We start from the raw sequence: 20074 nt of genomic DNA, 5'->3' as shown, positions 1-20074 counted from the left end.
AGCGCGAGCGGGTTTTCGCAAAAGATCGCGCTGTAACAAACGGTTGCAGCGAGTTTCGAAACCGTCGGGATCGAACCCGGCCACACCTTCCCTCGCGGAACCAGAGCAAAAGACCTGAGATGACCGATACCAGCATCGACGCATTGAACCAGAAACTCGACCGCCTGATCGAGGCGGTCAGCCGCCTCGCCCCGCCGCCTGTGCCCGAAACCGACCTTGGCGGAGCCGATTGCTTCGTCTGGCAGGCGGATCCGGGTTACCTGGAGCCGGTGCGCAAGGTGAACCGCGTCGACATCGGCCTGATCCGCGGCGTCGACCGTGTGCGCGACATCCTCGTCGACAACACAGAACGCTTCGCCTTCGGCTATGCCGCCAACAACGTGCTTTTGTGGGGCGCGCGCGGCATGGGCAAATCGTCGCTGGTCAAGGCCGTGCATGCAGCAATCAACGCCTCGCCGAAACTCGACCGCCCGCTCAAGCTGATAGAGATCCATCGCGAGGACATCGATACGCTGCCGAAGCTGATGACGCTGCTGAAAGCCGCGCCTTACCGCTTCATCCTGTTTTGCGACGACCTCTCCTTCGACCATGACGATACCTCCTACAAATCGTTGAAGGCAGCACTCGAAGGCGGCGTCGAAGGCCGCCCGGCCAATGTCATTTTCTACGCCACGTCGAACCGCCGCCATCTTCTGCCGCGAGACATGATCGACAATGAGCGCTCCACCGCCATCAATCCGTCCGAGGCGGTCGAGGAGAAGGTTTCGCTCTCCGATCGCTTCGGCTTGTGGCTCGGCTTCCACAAATGTTCGCAGGACGAATATCTCGAAATGGTCAACGGCTACGCCAGCCATCATGGGCTCGACATCGACCCCGGGCAGTTGCGCGCCGAGGCGCTGGAATGGGCGACGACACGCGGCAGCCGCTCGGGCCGCGTCGCCTGGCAGTTCACGCAGGACCTCGCAGGCCGGCTCGGCAAGCCGTTGAAGGATTAGGCGCGGCTCACCGAGTGACGGCAGGAGCCGGCCACAAAAGTTTCGTGGCCGACCCGTCCGGGGACGCCGGTTTCTATATCGTGTTCATTCCCGCACAGGCTTTATGCTTCCCAGAACCATGGGAATATCGGTTTGTATCCCGAGTGTATCGGTCGCCCAGGCCTGCATTTCTGGTGAAGCATCACCTGATTTCAGGATGGAAATGGCCAGCTCGGACATGTCTGTGGGCGGCTTGGTATTGATCACCGCATAGGAGAAATAGCCGGCCAAAGCGGCACTTGCGATCGAAATGACCGGCGCAACGATTAAAGCAGTTGCTCGTACATGCGATTGCCAGCGATGCGTTGGGCTGGCGGACGGAAGTTCATCCTCTTCGACAGATTCAATCATTCCACTCTCCTTGCAGAGCGTCGAGAATGACTTTCCTCTACATTAGTTAAAATGCAGATAAACCATTTTCGATAACGCGAGTCGCAATACGGCTCTTGCGCCGATCCCCGCCAAGGGAGCGACTGCGGCACCGGAGACGTGGTGCGCACGACGGTTCCGGGCGCTGCTCAGGCGCCCGCCAATGGCAAACGTCTAGACTCCCAAAAGCTATTTGGCGTGATGTGTCCCCGCGCCATTAGCGCGGTTGAGGGCTGCTCTTTGGTTCAGCATGTCACTCAAAATTTGATCCTGGTTAGACATGCATGAAAACAACGACGTGCATCCAGCAACCAACTGAAAAAGCCCGCTCCTTGCGGGGCGGGCTGAGCCGGCGGGCCGGACTGGAGGTCAGGCGGCCCGCAAATCGCTTTTTTTATTCTATTCGAAATAGCCCCGACTATTCGAGATAGCCGGAGGGATCGACCGGGGCCGAGTTCTTGCGCACTTCGAAATGCAGCTTCGGCGAGTCCGTCGTGCCGCTCATGCCCGACAGCGCGATCTCCTGGCCGCGCTTGACCTTCTGGCCGCGCTGGACCTCGATCGAGCTGGCGTGACCGTAGACGGTGACCAGGCCATTCTCGTGCCGCACCAGCACCGTATTGCCGAATTCCTTGAGGCCGTCGCCGGCATAGATGACGACGCCATTCTCGGCCGCCTTGACCGGCGTGCCTGCCGGCACGGCGATGTCGACGCCGTCCTTGCCGGAACCGAAGCCGGAAATGACGCGGCCGCGCACCGGCCAGCGCATCTTGCCTATGCCGGTGGCGTCCGGCGCCACAGCGTCGTCATCCTCGGCCTGCTGGATGACCTTGGCGTCTTTCTTCGGCGGCGTGTAGGAAGCCAGCGTTTGCGACGGCGTCGTCTTGGCCGTCGGCTGCGTCGTGGCTGTCGTCACCGGGTCTACCGCCGCAGGCTTTGCGGCGGCCACCGTGGCCGTTCCGCCGGCCGGCACCTTCAGCGTCTGGCCGATCTTCAGCAAGCCGTCCTGCATGCCGTTTGCCTGCTTGATGGCGACAACGCCGACACCGGTCTTCCTGGCGATCGAGGAAAGCGTATCGCCCGACTGCACCGTATAGGCACCGGCGCCGGCCTTGGGCGCGGCGGCGGCAATTTGCGGCGCGGGCTTGTTGTCCTTGGGCTTGTTCGCCGCGGCCGAAGCATCGACCTGCGCGGCCGGCTTGCCCTCCTTGAGCTTCGGCTGCTGCGGCAGCACGGCGACCTTTTCCGGCGCGGTGGCCGGCAAGTCGCGCTTGCCGTTGGCTGGCTTGGCGTCGGCAACCCTGGGCTCGGCCTTGCTGGAATAGGCGTAGGCCGGAATGATGATCTTCTGGCCGGTCTTCAGCCCCTTGGTCGCGCTCAGCGCGTTGACCTTCATGATCACGTCGGCCGGCACCTTGTAGTGCTGCGCCAGCCCGGAGATCGTTTCACCGTCCCTGACGACGATTTCGGTGGCATGCGCCGTGCCGGCTGCCTTGGCGTCGGGCTGGGCATCCTTGAAGGGCTTGGCCGCGGGAGCAACCGTGCCGGTCGCCGTCCGGTCGACATGCGGTGCCGGGCGCACCAGAGCGGGCGCCGATGCAACACGCACCGGATTGGCGGCGGGTGCCAGCGCGGGAGCGGGCTGCGCCTGGGCGACCGGTGGCGGCAGCGGCCGCGTCGACACCGGTTCGAGGCTGGAGCGGCTGACCGACTGCGTGTGGCTGCCATCGAGCGGCGCGGCCGCGACATCCCCCGGATAGGGCTGCTGCACGGCATCCTGCTTGTTGATGATGGCGCGCTGATTGTTTGTCGAGGAGGTGAAGACGTCGTCGACGCCGTTGAACCGCGACACTTGCGAGCTGCACCCAGCCGCGGCACCCGCGATCATGAGAACAGCGCAGCCCCGCGCCAAATTGCGACTGTTTGCCTTCAAAACACTGAGTTGCATCGCACTAACCCGCACAAACTCTGCACCAACTGGACAGGATTAAAGCGCGTTAATGTTACTGGTCGGTTAACCCCTTAGAATCAGACGCAAAATTTCTTAAAATATTTGAGGCCGCCCAGACTGCCCATATAGAGGCACGCGCAGCCGCCGTTGCAGGCCGGCTGACATGGACAATCCCTAGATAACGGCCGCCAGGCTGCGCAATACCGGCTGCAGGCGCACGAGGCCGATATCCTCGCGCTCGAAACGGCTGCCGACCTTGGTGAGCTTGGCCAGCACCTGCTCGCCCTCCTCCGGTCCGATCGGCGCGATCACGATGCCGCCGCTCGACAACTGGTCGAGCAGGAAACGCGGCAGGCTGTCGAAGGCGGCCCAGGCGACGATCCGGTCGAACGGGCCTTCTGCGGCCAAACCGGAGGAACCATCCACCTGGCGCGCGATGACGTTGCCGATGCCGAGCGCCTCGAAGCGCTGCCGCGCCTGTTCGACCAGCGTCTTGTAGCGGTCGATGGTGACAACCCGGCCTGACAGGCGCGACATCACCGCTGCCGTATAACCGGAGCCGGTACCGATCTCGAGCACGCGATTCCCGACTTCGATGGCGAGTGCGGCGATCACCGCCGCCTGCATGTCCGCGCCCTCGATCGCTTCGCCGCATTCGATCGGCAGCATGCGGTCCGACCAGGCGATGGAATGGAACTGGGCGGCCAGGAAGCCGCGCCGCGGCGTCGCCTCGAAAGCCGCGATCAGCGCTTTCGGCACGGTCCCCCTGCCGCGCAGGCGCAGCAGGAAGGCGGCAAATCCTTCTCGGTCATCGATTGGCAGGTTCATGCAAGGGCCTTGCTCAGCTGGTCACGTATCTCATGCGCTGTGAGGTCGAGTTGCAACGGCGTCACCGATACCAGGCGATTGCGCAGGGCAAAAAGGTCGGTGCCTTGCTTGCCCTCGACCGGCTCGCGGCCGAAGCGCAGCCAGTAGTACGGCAGCCCGCGCCCGTCGCGGCGTTCCTCGACCCACAGGCTGTGTACGAGCTTGCCCTGCGAGGTGACCACCGTGCCGGCGACCTCTTCAGGCAGGCAGTTCGGAAAATTGACGTTGAGCAGCACGCCGTCCGGCAGCGGCGTCGCGACGAGTTTCTTGAGCAGCGCCGGCGCCAGCGCCTCGGTGGTCTCGTAGGGAACGACGCGGTCCTCGCCGACAGTGCTGTAGCCCTGGCTGAGCGCGATCGAGCGTATGCCGAGCAACGCGCCCTCCATCGCGCCGGCGACGGTTCCCGAATAGGTGACGTCGTCAGCGATGTTGGCGCCGGAATTGATGCCCGACAGGATCAGGTCGGGCGCGCCGGGCAGGATCTTCTTCACGCCCATGATGACGCAGTCGGTCGGCGTGCCGCGCACGGCAAAGTGCTTCTCGCCGATTTTCCTCAGCCGCAGCGGCTCCGAGATCGACAGCGAGTGCGCATAGCCGGACTGGTCCTGCTCCGGCGCCACCACCCAGACATCGTCGGACAATGTGCGCGCGACGCGCTCGAGCGACGCCAGGCCCTCGGCATGAATGCCGTCGTCATTGGTCAGGAGAATACGCATTATTTCGATTCGATCTTTTCCAGCCCGCCCATGTAAGGCCGCAGCACTTCAGGAATGGTTACGCTGCCATCCTCGTTCTGGTAGTTTTCGATGACGGCGATAAGTGCGCGCCCGACAGCGGTGCCCGAGCCGTTCAGCGTATGGACGAAGCGGTTGCCCTTGCCGTCCTTGTCCTTGTAGCGAGCGTCCATGCGCCTGGCCTGGAAATCGCCGCAGACAGAGCAGGACGAGATCTCGCGATAGGCGTTCTGGCCGGGCAGCCACACCTCGATGTCATAGGTTTTTCGCGCGCCAAAACCCATGTCGCCGGTGCACAGCACCATGGTGCGGAACGGCAATTCGAGCCGCTTCAGCACTTCCTCGGCACACTCGGTCATCCGCTCATGCTCGGCGAGCGACGACTCCTGATCGGTGATCGACACCAACTCGACCTTGTAGAATTGGTGCTGGCGCAGCATGCCGCGCGTGTCGCGCCCTGCCGAGCCGGCCTCCGAGCGGAAGCACGGCGTCAGCGCCGTATAGCGCAGCGGCAGTTTCTCATGCGCGGTGATCTCCTCGCGCACGAGGTTGGTCAGCGGCACTTCGGCGGTGGGGATGAGGCCAAGCCTGCCGTCCCCATGCGGGGTGAAGAACAGATCCTCCTCGAATTTCGGCAGCTGGTTGGTGCCGAAAAGAACATCGTCCTTGACCATCAGCGGCGGGATGACTTCCTCATAGCCATGCTCGGTCGTGTGCAGGTCGAGCATGAACTGGCCGATGGCGCGTTCCATCCGCGCCAGCCCGCTCTTCAGCACGGTGAAGCGCGAGCCGGAAAGTTTCGCGGCGCGCTCGAAATCCATCATGCCGAGCGCTTCACCGATCTCGAAATGCTCCTTCACCCAGTTCGGGCGGGTAGGCACCTTGCCGACGATATGCTTGACCACGTTGTCATGTTCGTCCTTGCCGACCGGCACATCGTCGAACGGCACGTTGGGCAACACCGCCAGCGCGTCGTTCAGCGCCTTGTCGAGCTCGCGCTCGCGCGCCTCGCCGTTCTGGATGAAGGTTTTTATCTCGCCGACTTCGGCTTTCAGTTTTTCGGCAAGGGCGGCATCGCCCGAACGCATGGCATTGCCGATCTCTTTCGAGGCGGCGTTGCGGCGTTCCTGCTTGGTCTGCAGCTCGGTAACATGTTCGCGCCGCGCCTCGTCCCTGGCGATCAGGTCATCGACGGTGGACTGCGCTTCCTCGACCGACCAGGAGCGCTTGACCAGCGCCTCGACAAGGGCCTTCGGGTTGTCGCGAATCCATTTGATGTCAAGCATGGTCTGAAAGCTCCTGCGGTAGCTTGCCGCCAAAGCGCGCGGCGGTTTGCGCTACGATATGCTCAAGAATATAGCCTGAAACGCATCGTCGGTTTCGCGATGCGTTTCAGGCCAGAGGGGGTAAACCGCATCTCTGATCGATGCAAGATCGGGCTTGCTGACGGCAGGGGCCGCGAGCCCGCTTTCGAGTGGTGAGGGATAGCGCGACAGTCCAGAAATAAAAAACCCGCCTCGGCGGCAGGTCGTTGGCGCAAATCAGCACCATAACCGAATATGTACCATAGCGGCGGGCACCAAGTCAAGAAAAAATTCCTATCGGCACCGGGCCGCGCACCGATTCCGAGGCCGGCAGCCCGCAGGGGCGACGCGCCTGCCCTATGTGGAGGATGCGTCTGCCGGCTTTTCCGCCACCTCTTCCTCGGATTGCTGCTTCTCCCGCGCCAGGCGCTCGCGCTCCTGGCTGCGTTCAATCATCCGCGCCGACCAGATGGCGACCTCGTAGAGCAGGATGGTCGGGATGGCGAGGCCGATCTGGCTCATCGGGTCGGGCGGCGTCAGCACCGCCGCGACGACGAAGGCGATGACGATCGCCCATTTGCGCTTCTCGGCCAGCGCCTTGGATGACAGCATGCCGACGCGCGTCATCAGGCTGGTCACCACCGGCAGTTGGAATACCAGGCCGAAGGAGAAGATCAGCGTCATGATCAGGCTGAGATATTCCGACACCTTCGGCAGCAGCGAAATCTGCACCTGGTCGTTGGTGCCCGACTGCTGCATGGCGAGGAAAAACCACATCACCATCGGCGTGAAGAAGAAATAGACCAGCGAGGCGCCCATCAGGAACAGGATTGGCGACGCGATCAGGAACGGCAGGAAGGCGTTGCGTTCGTTCTTGTAGAGGCCGGGCGCGATGAACTTGTAGATCTGCGTGGCGATCAGCGGAAAGGCGATCACCATGCCGCCGAACATGGCGAGCTTGACCTGCGTGAAGAAGAATTCCTGCGGTGCGGTATAGATCAGCTCGACCTTGTGCGGGTCGAGCCCCGCCCATTGCGTCGCCCATTTGAATGGCACGACAAGTAGGTTGAACAGCTTCTTGGCGAAGAAAAAGCAGACCAGGAACGCGGCGAAGAAGCCGCCGAGCGACCAGATCAGCCGGCGGCGCAACTCGATGAGATGCTCCATCAGCGGCGCCGAGGATTTCTCGATCTCGTCCTTTTCCTTGTCCGAAACGCTCACTTGGCGGCTCCCGCCGTCTTTTTGGCCACTGACTTCTTCGCTGGAGCCGGTTTCGCCTCGGCCTTGGTCGTCGCCGCCTTGGCTGCTGCCGGTTTGGCAGCCTTTGACGCCGCCACGGGCTTCGCCGGCGCTTTGGGTGCTGGCGCGGGTTTGGCGGTCGCCGCTTTCGCAGGCGTGGAAGCTTTCGCGCCGCTCGCCGAAGCCTTGGCGGGCTTGGCCGCTTTCCCTGCCGCAGGTGTCTTTGGCGCCAGCTCTGTCGGCGCTGAGGACGCCACCACCGATTCATCGGTCATGACTGGGAAGATCGGCGCGGCCGGCGCGGTATCGGGTTCATTGGCCCCCGGCATGGTGGTCGCGCCGTTCTTCAACGGTTCGGCCGCCTGCGATACCGAGCCGGCGGGCGCTGCCGTATCGACGGCCGGCTTCGGCTTCATCGCCGCGTCGACGCCGGAACGCACATCGGCGGCCGCCTGCTCGAACGGATTGAGCTGTTTCCTGATCTCGGCAACCGGGCTGAGCCCCCTTAGCTCGTCGACCGATTTCTTGACGTCGTCGAGCTCCGCTTCCTTCAGCGCCTCGTTGAACTGCTTCTGGAAATCGGCCGCCATGGCACGCAGCTTCGCCGTCGTGCGGCCGAAGGTGCGCAGCATGTTGGGCAAATCCTTCGGCCCGACGACCACGATCATAACGATCGCGATCACCAGCATTTCGGTCCAGCCGACTTCAAACATGGCTATCCGTTCCGACTAATGCATGCCGCCCAAAAGTGCGAAGCGGTTCTGGGACAACGACACACACAAAAGCAACAACCCTTGGCTCAGCTCTTGCTGGCCTTTTCCTTCGCTGCCGAAACGGTTTCGTCGGCGCGATGTTCGACGGTACGCTTGTCGTCGGCAACGTCGTCGTCGGCCATGCCCTTCTTGAAGCTCTTGATACCCTTGGCCATGTCGCCCATCAGCTCGGGTATCTTGCCGCGGCCGAACACCAGAAGCACGATGACCAGCACGATCATCCAGTGCCAAATCGAAAATGAACCCATAGCAACTCTCTCTCGAATGGTTTCCCTGGCGATGATCTATGCGTTTTCGCGTTGGGATTCAAACACAACCGCGACAGAGTTTATGAAAGGGTGTCGGATGTCACGCATTTTCCGCAATGCGGTCCGCTACCAATCGGCGCATCTAGCCCGGGAAAGCCTCCAGGAACAGAGGCTTGCGGTCAATCTTCCGTGACGCGCGGCGTCAGCAGGCCGAGTTCCTCGAGATCGATATCCGTCAGCGGATCCTCGTCCTCGGTCAGTACATCCGGGTCCGCCGGCGGCTGCGGAATGGAGAAATTCGAAGGCATGCGGCCCGAAAGCAGGCCGGCACCCTTCAACTCCTCCATGCCGGGGAGATCGCGGATTTCCTCGAGCGCGAAATGGTCGAGGAAGGTTTCGGTGGTGCCATAGGTCACGGGACGGCCGGGCGTTTTGCGCCTGCCGCGCATGCGTACCCATTCCGTCTCCAAGAGCGTATCCAGCGTGCCCTTCGAGGTTTCGACGCCTCTGATGTCCTCGATCTCGGCGCGCGTCACCGGCTGGTGATAGGCGATGATCGCCAGCACTTCGAGCGCCGCGCGCGACAGCTTGCGCTGCTGGACGGTGTCGCGGCTCATCAGGAAGGCGAGATCGCCGGCGGTGCGAAACGCCCAGGCATCGCCGACCCGCACCAGGTTGACGCCGCGCCGCGCATAGATCTGCTGCAGCTCGGCCATCGCGAGCGCGATGTTGATGCCATCGGGAAGGCGCGCGGCCAACTGCTTTTCGCTGACGGGCTCGGCACTGGCGAAAACGATCGCCTCGGCCATGCGCACCGCCTCCGCCATATGCAGCCGCTCGGCGGGATTCTGCGCCGGATTCTGGGCCGGATTCTGAACCGAAGCCTGGTCGATCTCGCCCTCCTCCGGTTCGTTGTCCATCTTGAACGGGACAACCGAAGCGTTGGCGCGTTCGCTCATGATGCCACCTCGACTGCCTTGATTGCCGGTGCGCGGTGGTCGCGCAGATAGATCGGCGCGAACACCTCGTCCTGCCGCACATCCATCTTGCCCTCGCGCACGAGTTCCAGTGTCGCCGCGAACGAGCTGGCGATCGCGGTGCGCCGCTCTTCCGGGCTGGACAGATATCGGACGAGAAAACTGTCGAGCGCCGTCCAGTCCTGCAGCGAGCCGATCAGCCTTGTCAGGATATCGCGGGCGTCCTTGAGCGACCAGACGCCGCGCCTGGCGATCGTGACATTGGTGATTGCCTGCTTCTGGCGCTGCTGGGCATAGGCGGTGAGCAGATCGTAGAGCGACGCCGAATAGGCATTGCGCTTCTCGATGATGACCATTTCCGGCATGCCGCGCGCGAACACGTCGCGGCCGAGCCGGTTCCGGTTGACCAGCCGCGCCGATGCATCGCGCATGGCTTCCAGCCGCTTGAGCCGGAATTGCAGCACCGCCGCCAGTTCCTCGCCGCTTTCGCCTTCCTCGCCCGGCTGCTTCGGGATCAAAAGCTTCGATTTGAGGAAGGCGAGCCACGCCGCCATCACCAGATAGTCCGCGGCGAGCTCAAGTCTCAGTGCCCTCGCCGTCTCGACGAAGGCCAAATACTGCTCGGCCAGCGCCAGGATGGAAATGCGCGCGAGATCGACCTTCTGGTTGCGGGCAAGATGCAGCAGAAGATCGAGCGGGCCTTCGAATCCTGCGACGTCGACGACCAGCGACGGATCGCCGGTCAGCCGGGTATCATCGCTTTCGGCCCACAGGCGGTCCATCGGTGCGGCCTTCCCGGCCTTGCTTTCCAATGCTTCCGCCACGTCCCGTTCTTCCCTCTGTCAGGCCACCGCATCGAAATAGGTGGCGAATTCGGCGCGTATCTCGGTTTCTTCAGCCGCGTCGCGTTTTTCTATATAGGTCATTGCCCGGTTTGCGCGCTCAAGCGACTTGCCCTCAAGCCCTTTGGTTCGCGATGCGATGCCCGCCATCTCCTCGAAAACGCCGTTGCAGTGAAGGACCAGATCGCAGCCGGCCGCAAGGATCGAGGCCGCCTTTGTCGGGAAATCCCCAGAAAGTGCCTTCATCGAGGTGTCGTCGCTCATCAGCAGCCCATCGAAGCCGATCTCGCGGCGAATGATCTCGTCGATGACCTTGCCGGAGGTGGTTGCCGGGTTTTTCGGATCGATCGCGCTGTAGACGACATGCGCGGTCATGGCCATCGGCAGGTGGTTGAGTTCCCTGAACGGCGCAAAATCGTGCCGCTGCAGCTCGCCTATCGAAGCGTCGACGACAGGCAGTTCGAAATGCGTGTCCGCGAAAGCCCGGCCATGGCCGGGAATATGCTTCATGACCGGCAGCACGCCGCCAGACATCAGGCCTTCCGCCGCGGCGCGACCGAGTTCGATGACCGGGCGCGGCTCCTTGCCATAGGCGCGCGCGCCGATGACGTCGCTCGCCCCTTCGATCGGCACGTCGAGCACCGGCAGGCAATCCGCCGTGATGCCGTAGCGCAGAAGGTCGAAAGCGTGCAACCGCGCCATCAGCCAGGCGGCGCGGGCTCCGGCGTCATGGTCGTCGCGCCACAGCGCACCGAGCGCGCCGCCGGCTGGATAGTTCGGCGCCAGAGGCGGCCGCAGCCGCTGCACTCTGCCGCCCTCCTGGTCGATGAACACCAGCGCGTCCGGCCGTCCGATGCAGTCGCGCATCTCGGCGACCAGATCGCGGATCTGCTCGGTCTCGCTGATGTTGCGGGCAAACAGGATGAAGGCCCACGGGCATTCATTGCGATAGAAACTGATTTCTTCGCGGGTGAGCGATTTCCCGGCACAGCCGAGGATCATGGATTTTGATTCGGTCATGCCGACGAGTCTAGAATCTTCCGCGGCCAAAGGGAATCACGTCGAAAAGTGCAAAAAGAAAACGGCGCGGCGTTGAGGCCGCGCCGGTTTTCAAACTGCTCTCCTCCGACACGGGAGGTGAATGACTACCTCGACACGAAGCAGTTGCCGCCGGCAGCCTTGTAGCTGGTGCACAGATTGATAGCATCGTTGCGCGACTGCGCGGGCACGCGGACGCGGTAGAAAGTCCCCTTGCCGGCGATCTCCGCCTTGACGATGTTGGCGGTGCGGCCGGAAAGCACGCCACCATAGCGACGCTGCAGATCCTGATAGGTCGACTGCGCGCTTTCGACCGTCGGCTGCGAGGCGATCTGCATCGACCACGAACCGCCGCCGGTCGAGGGCGCCGCGGGACTGATGGAGGCAACTTGATCGGGCTTGACCTCGCCGACCACGTCGACCGGCTGGTCGGACGGGCGCTGCGGCGCGACCGGGACCTTGGCCGGCGTGTTGGCCGACTGGGCCTTGGCTTCCGCCTTGGGCTCGGCCACCGGTTTCAGGGCTGGCTCATCGGCCGCCTGCGCGGCGTCCGGCGCCACCGTGCCGGTCTGGTCAGCATCAGCCTGAGCCGACGGCGCGACATGTTGCGGCGCCGGATCGACCGGCTCCACGGCAGCCACTTTCGGTGCGGCGGGCGCCGGATCCTCACGCGGCACCAGCGACCCGTCCGATTTGACCACCATGGTCCTAACCTTGCGCGGCGCCACGGCGACGACGTCGGGATTCGTTCCCTTGTCGGCATCCTGGAGGACCTGCGCGATGCGGTCCTCGGACTTGGCTGCGGGCGCGGCGTTATCGGCTGGCGCCGCAACGGCGGTTGGAGCATCGCCGCCGTCGCCGTCGGTCGCGTCGGCTGCGGTCTGGTCGGGCGAGAGATCGACGGCGCGAGCCGGATCTTTCGCCGCCACATCGACCGGTTCCTCGACATTGGTGACGAGCTTCTGCTGGACCGGCTCGGCGGGCTTGGCGCCCTTGGCGACCGCGTCATAGACCTTGTTGTCCTGGTTCGGCACCACGGCGCCGCCCGGGTTTTCCGGCTTGACCTTGATCGGTGCATTGTCCGCCTTGACCAGGACCGGGGCGTCACCGCTGCCCTGGCCGCCCGGAGACAGCGCGAAGGCGCCGAGGCCTCCGGTGACAACGACTGCACCGACAATGGCGGCGATGAGCAGGCCGCGCCTGCGCGGCGACCCGCCGGCCTCGCGTTCGGCGAGACCAGGAACCGACATCGCCTCGTCCAGCTCGGGATCGTAGTCGAGCTCGTCGACGGCAAAATCGTCGGCCTGTGAAACCGGCTGGCTGCCGGGCAAGTCGTCGACGTCGAAGCCATTGGTGGCGTCGGCATAACCCGCCGGCGCTGTCGCGCGGGCAGACATTTCCGCTGGCCGTGCCGCGTAGGTGCGCGCCTCGGGCTGATAGCCCGGCTTGAGCCCCTCATAGCCCGGCTTGAGCGTCTCATAGCCCGGCTTGAGAGCCTCATAGCCCTGTTCAAAGGCATCGTATCCCGACTTGAAGCCGGGATTGTAGGAGTCGTCGGCATAGGGCGCGCTGGCGTTTGCGGGAGCCGCAGCGACATCCACTGTATTCATCTCGGTCAGCAGATTGGAGAATTCGGCGTCGAGATCGTCGTAGCCGGGCGCGGCCGGCTCGTCCTCTTCGAAGTGCAATTCCGGAATGTCGAGATCATCCTGAAGCGCCACGACGCGCTCCGGCACATCGACGGTCTCGACGTCAGGCATCTCGTCATCGAACGCGGACTGCTCGCGCTGCGCGGCGGCCGGCGCCGCATAAGCGGCAGGCTCGGCCGCACGATAGGTCGGGATCGCGGCAGCCGGCGCCGCCATGGGGGCCGCCGAAGCCATCGGCTGGGCGGTAAAACTCGCCTGTTGCGGCTGCGGGACCGGCGTAACCCGGCTCCACGAGCGGGCCGGCTCGGGCGGAGTGGACTGCGTCGTCAGCCAATCGAGGGGATCGTCGCGGAAAGTTTCCGGCGCGGCGGAATCCGCGGCGAGGTCTTCATCCCGGTCGATTCCTTCAGCCAGGTCGATGCTTGCGGCGAGTTCCGCTTCGAAATCATCGTCTTCAGAGACAGTGGCATGCGCGCCGAGGTTCTGGTCCTGAAGCTCATCGAGCATGAGATCGTCAAGATCGACGTCAGCGGTCGAGACCGCCTGATGCTGCTGCGTCGCCGCAGGTTCGTCCAGGTTCCAGTCGAGGTCACCGGCCGTCGGTTCTTCGTCGGGTTTCGCGGTCGCGGCGACAGGCTGCTGAACCGCGACCTCCTCCTTGGCCACCGGCGCCGGGCGCGCGCTCATGGCGCCCAACAGCGCGTTCAACTCGTCTTCAAGGCTACGCTCGTCGGCGGCGGCATGCACCGGTTCGGCCATAGCCGGGGCGGCCGGATGAACGGGGGCAGCCACAGGCTCAGCGGCCGGCTCGTCCGTCGCTTCGGCAAGCGCGTCGTTGAAATCCTGCTCGAAAGCATCGTCCAGCGGCTCATCGGCGGCCAGGTCTGCCGCCTCGCCTTCCGCATCCGTCGCCTCGGCGAACACGTCCTCCATTTCGTGCGCATCTGCCGTCTCGGCGGTCACGTCATGCGCGTCAAGCGCATCCGTCTCCGCAGCCACGGGCGCATCGGTCGCGACCGAGTGATCGGCAGCCAGATCGAAATCGATATCCGCCAGCCCGTCGTCGAAAGCCGTGGCGTCATCAAAGCGATCGCCAAAATCCTCTTCGGAAACCGCATGGTTCGCGTTCAGCGCCGCCTCGACGGGAGGCTCGACCGGAGCCGCGGCCGCTTCAGGCTGCTGCTCCGCCACGTGACCATCGAGCATCAGTTCGTCTTCGAGCGAAAGGGCAAAACCATCGTCGAATTCATGGTCGACGGTAGGCTCCGCGACAGGCTCCGCCACTTCGGCGGCCAAGGCGGGCTCGGCCGCATCGGTCGCGTCATCAAGCCGGAAGTCCTGATCGAGCGATGCCGCAAGCTCGTCCGCCATGGGCAGATCGTCATCGAGCGGCGAAACGCCATCGAGAGAGCTGGCTACCGCATCGTCGAAATCCGTATCGAAAGCGGCATCGACGGTTGGCGCGGCCTCGGCAACAGCGTCGTCGGCACCATGCTCATCGTCGAGCTGCATGTCGTCGAACGCCATGGCGAGTTCGTCATCCATGCCGTCGGTAGCGGCGGCGTCGAACGCCGGCTCATCAACATCGGCGACCGTCGCGGCGTTGCCTTCGGCAAAGTCGAAGTCGCCCATCAACTCCTTTTCGAGATCGATGTCGAAATCGACCTCCTGCGCCTGCTGATCAGCGGCGGCTTTCGGTTGGGCGGGCGCCTGTGGCTTGACCGGCTGGCGCGGGTCGAACCCCATGATCCTGGTCAGTTCCGCGAACGGATCATCGTTGGCGATGTCGTTGTTGTCGGCTATTCTCAGCTGGGTTCTGTCTGCCATTATTGTTCCCGAACTCGCACTCATTCGGACGCCATGGACGTCGCGCAGGGTTGGCCCTTACCAGCGCAATGTGGGCAAAAGGTGACAGGTTTTTTAGTCAAACCTAACGCATTTCGGTGGGCGCCGCGGCGCCGATCAGCGTCAGGCCGGACGTCAAGACATCCGAAACAGCCTGCACCAGCCCTAGTCTGGCATGCGTCAATTGTCGGTTGTTAACCTTAACAAAACGTAAGTCCGGATTATCGGTGCCGCGGTTCCAGTGCCCGTGGAAGCTTGAGGCCAGATCGTAGAGGTAGAATGCCAGCCGATGCGGCTCGAGCGCAAGTGCCGCCGACTCGATCAACCGTGGATATTCAGCGAGTTTCCTGATCAGGCCGATCTCGCCTTCGTCGGTCAGCAACGCCACGGCAGCCGCCAGACTGTTGCGATCGAAATTGGCCTCTCCCAACTGCTCGCTCGCCTGCCGGAATACCGAATGGCAGCGCGCCGAAGCGTACTGCACATAGAACACCGGATTGTCCTTGGACTGCTCGGTCACCTTGGCGAAGTCGAAATCGAGCGGCGCATCGTTCTTGCGATAGAGCATCATGAAGCGGATGGGGTCGCGGCCGACTTCCTCCACAACCTCGCGCAGCGTCACGAAATCGCCGGACCGCTTGGACATGCGCACCGGCTCGCCATCGCGAAACAGCTTTACCAGGTTGCACAGAAGAACCGTGAGCTTCACCTCGTCGCCGGCGATCGCCCGCGCCAGCGCTTCCAGCCGCTTGACGTAGCCGCCATGATCGGCGCCGAGCACGTAGATCAGTTCGACGAAGCCGCGATCGACCTTGTCCTTGAGATAGGCGACGTCGGCGGCGAAATAGGTGAACGAACCATCCGACTTGACCAGCGCCCGGTCCATGTCGTCGCCGACCGCCGTCGAACGGAACAGGGTCTGTTCGCGATCTTCCCAGTCGTCCGGCCTCTCGCCCTTGGGCGGCGGCAGCTTGCCCTTGTAGATATGGCCCTTCAGCGTCAGGTCGTTGATCGCCGAGCGGATCTTCCTGGCATTGTCGGCGTGCAGCGTGCGCTCGGAGAAGAACACGTCATGATGCACGTTGAGCAGCGCCAGATCCTCGCGGATCATCGCCATCATCGCGTCGATGGTGCGGTCCTTGACGATGGCGAGCGCCTCTTCGTCCGGCATCTGCAGCAAGGACCGGCCGAACTCCTTGGCCAGCGCCTGCCCGACCGGGACCAGATAGTCGCCTGGATAGAGCCCGGCCGGAATCTCGCCGACCTCGTCGCCAAGCGCCTCGCGATAACGCAGCATCACCGAGCGGCCGAGAACGTCGATCTGCGAGCCGGCGTCGTTGATGACATATTCCTTGGTCACGTCGTAACCGGCAAAGGCCATCAGATTGGCAAGCGCATCGCCAACGACGGCGCCACGGCAATGGCCGACATGCATTGGCCCCGTCGGGTTGGCCGATACATATTCGACATTGGCCTTCCTGCCGCCGCCGATGCTGGAGCGGCCGTAATTGCGGCCCTCGCCCAGAAGCGTCGTGAGATGTGCCTGCCAGAAACCGTCCTTGAGCCGCAAATTGACGAAGCCCGGGCCAGCAACCTCGGCGGCCGCGATATCCTTGTCGTCCCGCAGCGCGAGCGCCAGGCGCTCAGCCAGCGCCCGCGGGCTCTGGCCGGTGGGCTTGGCCAGCACCATCGCCGCATTGGTCGCGAGGTCGCCATGGCTGGCATCGCGCGGCGGCTCGACGGCGATGCGCGACAGGTCGGGCGAAACGCCGTCATTGTCTTTCAGATCAAGCGTCTCGACGGCTTTTATGATTCGCGCGGTGAAGTCGGCGAAGATGTTCATGGGTATGACTCTGGCGGCTTTGCAGGGAATCCGGCTTGTTGGCCGGCAAAATCGAGCCCGCCCTAGCTCAAATCCGGCGTATCGTCAAACAAACGCCGGTGTTCCTTCAGCGCGTAGGTGTCGGTCATCCCCGCCAGGAAGTCGGCCACGCTGCGCGCCTTGATGCGATCCTCGGCCCGGTCGAGCCCCTCGCGCCAGCCGTCCGGCATAGCGCGCGGGTCGGCGAAATAGACGTCGAACAGGTCCCTGACGATCCGCTCCGCATCGGCGCGCACGCGCATGACTTCCTTGTGTCGGTAGAGGTGCTTGTAGAGAAAGGCCTTCAGCTCTTTCTCTGCGACGGCCATTTCGGCGGAAAAGGTCACCATCGTCTCGCCCGCCGCCCTCACCGCATCGGCGCTCCGCGGCCCGGTGCGTTCCAGGTTGGCGGTGGTCGACCTGATCACGTCCTCGACCATGGCGGTGATCTGGCGCCGCATCAGCTCGTGGCCGGTGCGCACCTCGTCGAGATTGGGATAGCGCGCGCGCACCCCCTCCAGGATGGTCCCCGGCAGCGAGACGGCCTTCAGCATGTCCAGCGTCAGCAGCCCCGCCCTCAGGCCGTCGTCGATGTCGTGCGTGTTGTAGGCGATATCGTCGGCGATCGCAGCACACTGCGCCTCTATGCCGGCGAACCGGTCGAGCTCGAGGTCGTGCAGTTCCGAATAGTCGCGGATCGCCTGCGGCACCGGACCCTTCAGGCCCTTGCCGTTGGCATCGGTCAGCGGACCATTGTGCTTGACCAGGCCTTCCAACGTTTCCCAGGTCAGGTTCAGTCCGTCAAACTCGGCATAGCGCGCTTCCAGCCTTGTCACGATGCGCAGCGATTGCGCGTTGTGGTCGAAGCCGCCCCAATCAGCCATCTTCTCGTTGAGGGCGTCCTCGCCGGTGTGGCCGAAGGGCGTGTGGCCGAAATCATGCACCAGCGCCACCGCTTCGCCCAGATCCTCGTCGCCGCGCAGCGCCCGCGCCAGAGCGCGTGCGATCTGCGCCACCTCGATCGAATGGGTCAGCCGGGTGCGGTAATGATCGCCTTCATGGGCGATGAAGACCTGCGTCTTGTGTTTCAGCCGGCGGAACGCGGTGGAATGGATGATGCGGTCGCGGTCGCGCTGGAACGGCGTACGGGTCGGGCTTTCGACCTCTTCGAACAGGCGCCCGCGCGAGCGCGCCGGATCGCTGGCATAAATCGCGCGGGGCCTATAGCCGAATCCGATGTCGCCCAACTCGTTGGTCATGGTCGATGCCGCCTGACTTTGGCCGCCTGACTTTGGCCGCCAGACTATGGCCGGTTGACTTGGCCGGTTGACTTGGCCCTTCGCGCTTCATACCTATCATGTGAAACCGAAAGCAAGGTGACGCCCATGGGCGCGGATGCCAAGACCGCCATGAATGTCGAGATGACCGATGCCGCCGCAAGGCGGATCGCCAAGATTGTGTCGGACGAGGCCGGCAAGACGGCGTTGCGCGTTTCCGTCGAAGGCGGCGGCTGCTCCGGCTTTTCCTACAAGTTCGATCTGGTCGACGCGCGCAACGACGACGATGTCGCCATCGAGAAGGACGGCGCCACGGTTCTGATCGATGATCTGTCGCTGGTCTATATGGGCGGGTCGGTGATTGATTTCGTCGACGACCTGATGGGCCAGTCGTTCCAGATCCGCAACCCGAATGCGGTCGCCTCCTGCGGCTGCGGCACAAGCTTCTCCATTTAGGAACAATGCCTGCCATTGGCGCGGTTCGTCAGGTCGCGCTCTCGGCCGGGCGAGACCTCGACGCGACCCTGGCCTTCTGGTGCGACGTGCTCGGGATGAGCGTGCATGTGCGTTACGATCCGCCGGGCATCGCCTTTATCATGGCCGGCAGCGTGCGGCTGCTGTTCACCGACGGCATTCCGGCCGGAACCGTCTATCTCGACATATCAGGTCTCGAGGATTTCCACGCCGGCGCGAAAGCTGCGGGCGTTCCCTTCACCGCGCCTCCAACGCTTGTTCATCGCGACACCGAGGGCCAGTTCGGTCCGGCGGGGGAAAGCGAGTGGATGGCCTTTCTAAAGGATCCCGCAGGCAATACGATCGGCCTGGTCGAACGTCTTGCCCCGGAAGAACATTGAGGCCGCCATGAAGATCGTCACCTGGAACATCAACGGCATTCGCGCCCGCATCGGCAATCTCACCCATTGGCTGACCGAAAGCGCCCCCGACATCGTCTGCCTGCAGGAGATCAAGACGGTCGACGAGCAGTTCCCGCGCGCCGAGATCGAGGCGCTTGGCTACAATGTGGAAACCCACGGCCAGAAGGGTTTCAATGGCGTCGCCCTGCTGTCGAAATTGCGCTTCGACGAGGTCATCAGAGGTCTGCCCGGCGACGACGCCGACGAGCACGCGCGCTTCATCGAAGGTGTGTTCTCGACCGACAAGGGCGCGCTGCGTGTCGCCTCGCTCTATCTGCCGAACGGCAATCCGATCGATGACGAGAGGAAATTCTCCTACAAGCTGTCCTGGATGGCACGGCTGGAGCGCTGGGCCGAGGAGCGGCTGAGGCTGGAGGAAGCCCTGGTGCTGGCCGGTGACTACAACGTCATTCCCGAACCTGTCGACGCGAAGTTCCCGGAGAACTGGCTGAATGATGCGCTGTTCCAGCCGCAGACGCGGCAGGCGTTCCGCAGGCTGAAGAATCTCGGCTTCACCGAAGCAGTGCGTTCGGTCACCGATGCGGGCGACACCTTCACCTTCTGGGACTACCAGGCCGGCGCCTGGCAGAAGAACAACGGCATCCGCATCGACCACCTGCTGCTGTCGCCGGAGGCCGCCAACCGGTTTTCATCGGCCTCGATCGAAAAGCATGTGCGCGCCTGGGAAAAACCGTCCGACCACGTGCCGGTGGCCATCGATCTCGATTTGCTGCCGGCCTGAGGGAGACCCCGAGCCCGCGCTGGACCTCGTATCGCCACAATCAGGCGCATGATGGGAGATCATCATGGCGGCTGGGGTTCCCATGACCATACGACTTGTCCTTTGTCCGATCGGCCTGGCATTCGCTGTCGCCGTCCCTGCGGCGGCTTTCGCCGCCGAGGAATGTCTTGCCAATGGAAAATCCTACCCGGTCGGCCAGGTCGCCTGTCTGACGATCGCCGACAAGAGCCACCTCGCCCGCTGCGAAATGGTGCTCAACAACACCTCATGGACGAAAGTCGGGGACAGCTGCCCGCAAGACACGCTGGCGCCGCACCGGCGGATGACGCCGATCTCGGCGCCGGCTCCCAGCATGGTGCCGGCGGAGCCGACCGAGAATTAATGTCGGATTAGCGATCTCCTCGTGGGGA

Annotated in this window: 19 protein-coding genes; 5 read left to right on the top strand and 14 right to left on the bottom strand. The window is 63.6% G+C overall.

All coding sequences use genetic code 11. The features are described from left to right. Positions 1 to 119 precede the first annotated feature (119 nt). Positions 120 to 995: an ATP-binding protein gene (locus tag LB547_RS02090; RefSeq protein ID WP_140762802.1), complete on the top strand. Its 876-nt coding sequence runs from the start codon at positions 120 to 122 to the stop codon at positions 993 to 995. An 84-nt stretch (positions 996 to 1079) separates the two neighbouring features. Here LB547_RS02090 and LB547_RS02085 read toward each other — a convergent pair whose 3' ends face one another. The 14 genes from LB547_RS02085 to LB547_RS02020 form a co-directional block, all read right to left on the bottom strand. Continuing rightward, the gene (locus LB547_RS02085) at positions 1080 to 1385 is read right to left on the bottom strand and encodes a hypothetical protein (protein ID WP_140521031.1); all 306 of its coding nucleotides are present in this window, start codon (positions 1383 to 1385) and stop codon (positions 1080 to 1082) included. Positions 1386 to 1821: 436 nt separating this feature from the next. Further along, complete coding sequence (locus tag LB547_RS02080) at positions 1822 to 3351, bottom strand: LysM peptidoglycan-binding domain-containing M23 family metallopeptidase (protein ID WP_140665125.1); 1530 nt, start codon at positions 3349 to 3351, stop codon at positions 1822 to 1824. A 177-nt stretch (positions 3352 to 3528) separates the two neighbouring features. Then, the gene (locus LB547_RS02075; RefSeq protein WP_140495769.1) at positions 3529 to 4182 is read right to left on the bottom strand and encodes a protein-L-isoaspartate(D-aspartate) O-methyltransferase; all 654 of its coding nucleotides are present in this window, start codon (positions 4180 to 4182) and stop codon (positions 3529 to 3531) included. Continuing rightward, on the bottom strand, positions 4179 to 4937 hold the full coding sequence (gene surE, locus LB547_RS02070) for a 5'/3'-nucleotidase SurE (RefSeq protein WP_140517122.1): 759 nt from the start codon (positions 4935 to 4937) through the stop codon (positions 4179 to 4181). The genes LB547_RS02075 and surE overlap by 4 nt, the downstream gene beginning before the upstream one ends. After that, positions 4937 to 6241 (bottom strand): serine--tRNA ligase, encoded by a 1305-nt coding sequence (serS, locus tag LB547_RS02065; RefSeq protein ID WP_140738576.1) that lies wholly within the window; start codon positions 6239 to 6241, stop codon positions 4937 to 4939. Before serS ends, surE begins: the two co-directional genes overlap by 1 nt. Before the next feature lie 375 nt (positions 6242 to 6616). Further along, positions 6617 to 7480, bottom strand: coding sequence for a twin-arginine translocase subunit TatC (tatC, locus tag LB547_RS02060; RefSeq protein ID WP_140495766.1), 864 nt, complete (start codon positions 7478 to 7480; stop codon positions 6617 to 6619). Next, entirely contained in the window at positions 7477 to 8211 is a 735-nt protein-coding gene (tatB, locus tag LB547_RS02055) for a Sec-independent protein translocase protein TatB (protein WP_140738579.1), read from the bottom strand. Before tatB ends, tatC begins: the two co-directional genes overlap by 4 nt. Positions 8212 to 8297: 86 nt before the next feature. Continuing rightward, entirely contained in the window at positions 8298 to 8519 is a 222-nt protein-coding gene (locus LB547_RS02050) for a twin-arginine translocase TatA/TatE family subunit (RefSeq protein WP_015317533.1), read from the bottom strand. A gap of 179 nt (positions 8520 to 8698) precedes the next feature. After that, positions 8699 to 9478, bottom strand: a complete 780-nt coding sequence (gene scpB / locus LB547_RS02045) for an SMC-Scp complex subunit ScpB (protein WP_140521034.1) — start codon at positions 9476 to 9478, stop codon at positions 8699 to 8701. Next, positions 9475 to 10278 (bottom strand): segregation and condensation protein A, encoded by an 804-nt coding sequence (locus LB547_RS02040; protein WP_140564220.1) that lies wholly within the window; start codon positions 10276 to 10278, stop codon positions 9475 to 9477. The genes scpB and LB547_RS02040 overlap by 4 nt, the downstream gene beginning before the upstream one ends. 60 nt (positions 10279 to 10338) lie before the next feature. Then, entirely contained in the window at positions 10339 to 11358 is a 1020-nt protein-coding gene (gene nagZ, locus LB547_RS02035) for a beta-N-acetylhexosaminidase (protein ID WP_140762799.1), read from the bottom strand. 125 nt (positions 11359 to 11483) lie between these two features. Continuing rightward, on the bottom strand, positions 11484 to 14852 hold the full coding sequence (locus tag LB547_RS02030) for an SPOR domain-containing protein (RefSeq protein ID WP_140762796.1): 3369 nt from the start codon (positions 14850 to 14852) through the stop codon (positions 11484 to 11486). A 103-nt stretch (positions 14853 to 14955) separates the two neighbouring features. Next, positions 14956 to 16713: an arginine--tRNA ligase gene (gene argS / locus LB547_RS02025; RefSeq protein ID WP_140762793.1), complete on the bottom strand. Its 1758-nt coding sequence runs from the start codon at positions 16711 to 16713 to the stop codon at positions 14956 to 14958. A gap of 62 nt (positions 16714 to 16775) precedes the next feature. After that, positions 16776 to 17990, bottom strand: a complete 1215-nt coding sequence (locus LB547_RS02020; protein WP_140762790.1) for a deoxyguanosinetriphosphate triphosphohydrolase — start codon at positions 17988 to 17990, stop codon at positions 16776 to 16778. Positions 17991 to 18116: 126 nt separating this feature from the next. Here LB547_RS02020 and erpA point away from each other — a divergent pair, with 126 nt between their 5' ends. The 4 genes from erpA to LB547_RS02000 all read left to right on the top strand — a co-directional run bounded on the left by erpA (position 18117) and on the right by LB547_RS02000 (position 20046). Next, positions 18117 to 18464, top strand: a complete 348-nt coding sequence (gene erpA, locus LB547_RS02015) for an iron-sulfur cluster insertion protein ErpA (RefSeq protein ID WP_140517138.1) — start codon at positions 18117 to 18119, stop codon at positions 18462 to 18464. Positions 18465 to 18469: 5 nt separating this feature from the next. Further along, complete coding sequence (locus tag LB547_RS02010) at positions 18470 to 18862, top strand: VOC family protein (protein ID WP_140495758.1); 393 nt, start codon at positions 18470 to 18472, stop codon at positions 18860 to 18862. A 7-nt stretch (positions 18863 to 18869) separates the two neighbouring features. After that, positions 18870 to 19664, top strand: coding sequence for an exodeoxyribonuclease III (gene xth / locus LB547_RS02005; protein ID WP_140495757.1), 795 nt, complete (start codon positions 18870 to 18872; stop codon positions 19662 to 19664). A gap of 64 nt (positions 19665 to 19728) precedes the next feature. Beyond that, positions 19729 to 20046 (top strand): hypothetical protein, encoded by a 318-nt coding sequence (locus LB547_RS02000; RefSeq protein WP_140517140.1) that lies wholly within the window; start codon positions 19729 to 19731, stop codon positions 20044 to 20046. Positions 20047 to 20074: the final 28 nt, after the last annotated feature.

The organism is Mesorhizobium sp. B264B1B (assembly GCF_020165765.1).
In the GTDB taxonomy this organism is placed as follows: Bacteria; Pseudomonadota; Alphaproteobacteria; order Rhizobiales; family Rhizobiaceae; genus Mesorhizobium.
Note: the sequence above shows the minus strand (reverse complement) of the source record. Positions and strands in the feature narration are given on the sequence as shown.

Coding starts and splice junctions, on each gene's coding strand:
- xth (WP_140495757.1), top strand. CDS start 18,870: ATGAAGATCGTCACCTGGAACATCAACGGCATTCGCGCCCGCATCGGC.
- LB547_RS02040 (WP_140564220.1), bottom strand. CDS start 10,278: ATGGACCGCCTGTGGGCCGAAAGCGATGATACCCGGCTGACCGGCGAT.
- scpB (WP_140521034.1), bottom strand. CDS start 9,478: ATGAGCGAACGCGCCAACGCTTCGGTTGTCCCGTTCAAGATGGACAAC.
- LB547_RS02085 (WP_140521031.1), bottom strand. CDS start 1,385: ATGATTGAATCTGTCGAAGAGGATGAACTTCCGTCCGCCAGCCCAACG.
- LB547_RS02075 (WP_140495769.1), bottom strand. CDS start 4,182: ATGAACCTGCCAATCGATGACCGAGAAGGATTTGCCGCCTTCCTGCTG.
- LB547_RS02090 (WP_140762802.1), top strand. CDS start 120: ATGACCGATACCAGCATCGACGCATTGAACCAGAAACTCGACCGCCTG.
- tatB (WP_140738579.1), bottom strand. CDS start 8,211: ATGTTTGAAGTCGGCTGGACCGAAATGCTGGTGATCGCGATCGTTATG.
- LB547_RS02010 (WP_140495758.1), top strand. CDS start 18,470: ATGCCTGCCATTGGCGCGGTTCGTCAGGTCGCGCTCTCGGCCGGGCGA.
- LB547_RS02050 (WP_015317533.1), bottom strand. CDS start 8,519: ATGGGTTCATTTTCGATTTGGCACTGGATGATCGTGCTGGTCATCGTG.
- LB547_RS02020 (WP_140762790.1), bottom strand. CDS start 17,990: ATGACCAACGAGTTGGGCGACATCGGATTCGGCTATAGGCCCCGCGCG.
- erpA (WP_140517138.1), top strand. CDS start 18,117: ATGGGCGCGGATGCCAAGACCGCCATGAATGTCGAGATGACCGATGCC.
- LB547_RS02000 (WP_140517140.1), top strand. CDS start 19,729: ATGGCGGCTGGGGTTCCCATGACCATACGACTTGTCCTTTGTCCGATC.
- serS (WP_140738576.1), bottom strand. CDS start 6,241: ATGCTTGACATCAAATGGATTCGCGACAACCCGAAGGCCCTTGTCGAG.
- argS (WP_140762793.1), bottom strand. CDS start 16,713: ATGAACATCTTCGCCGACTTCACCGCGCGAATCATAAAAGCCGTCGAG.
- surE (WP_140517122.1), bottom strand. CDS start 4,937: ATGCGTATTCTCCTGACCAATGACGACGGCATTCATGCCGAGGGCCTG.
- LB547_RS02080 (WP_140665125.1), bottom strand. CDS start 3,351: ATGCAACTCAGTGTTTTGAAGGCAAACAGTCGCAATTTGGCGCGGGGC.
- nagZ (WP_140762799.1), bottom strand. CDS start 11,358: ATGACCGAATCAAAATCCATGATCCTCGGCTGTGCCGGGAAATCGCTC.
- LB547_RS02030 (WP_140762796.1), bottom strand. CDS start 14,852: ATGGCAGACAGAACCCAGCTGAGAATAGCCGACAACAACGACATCGCC.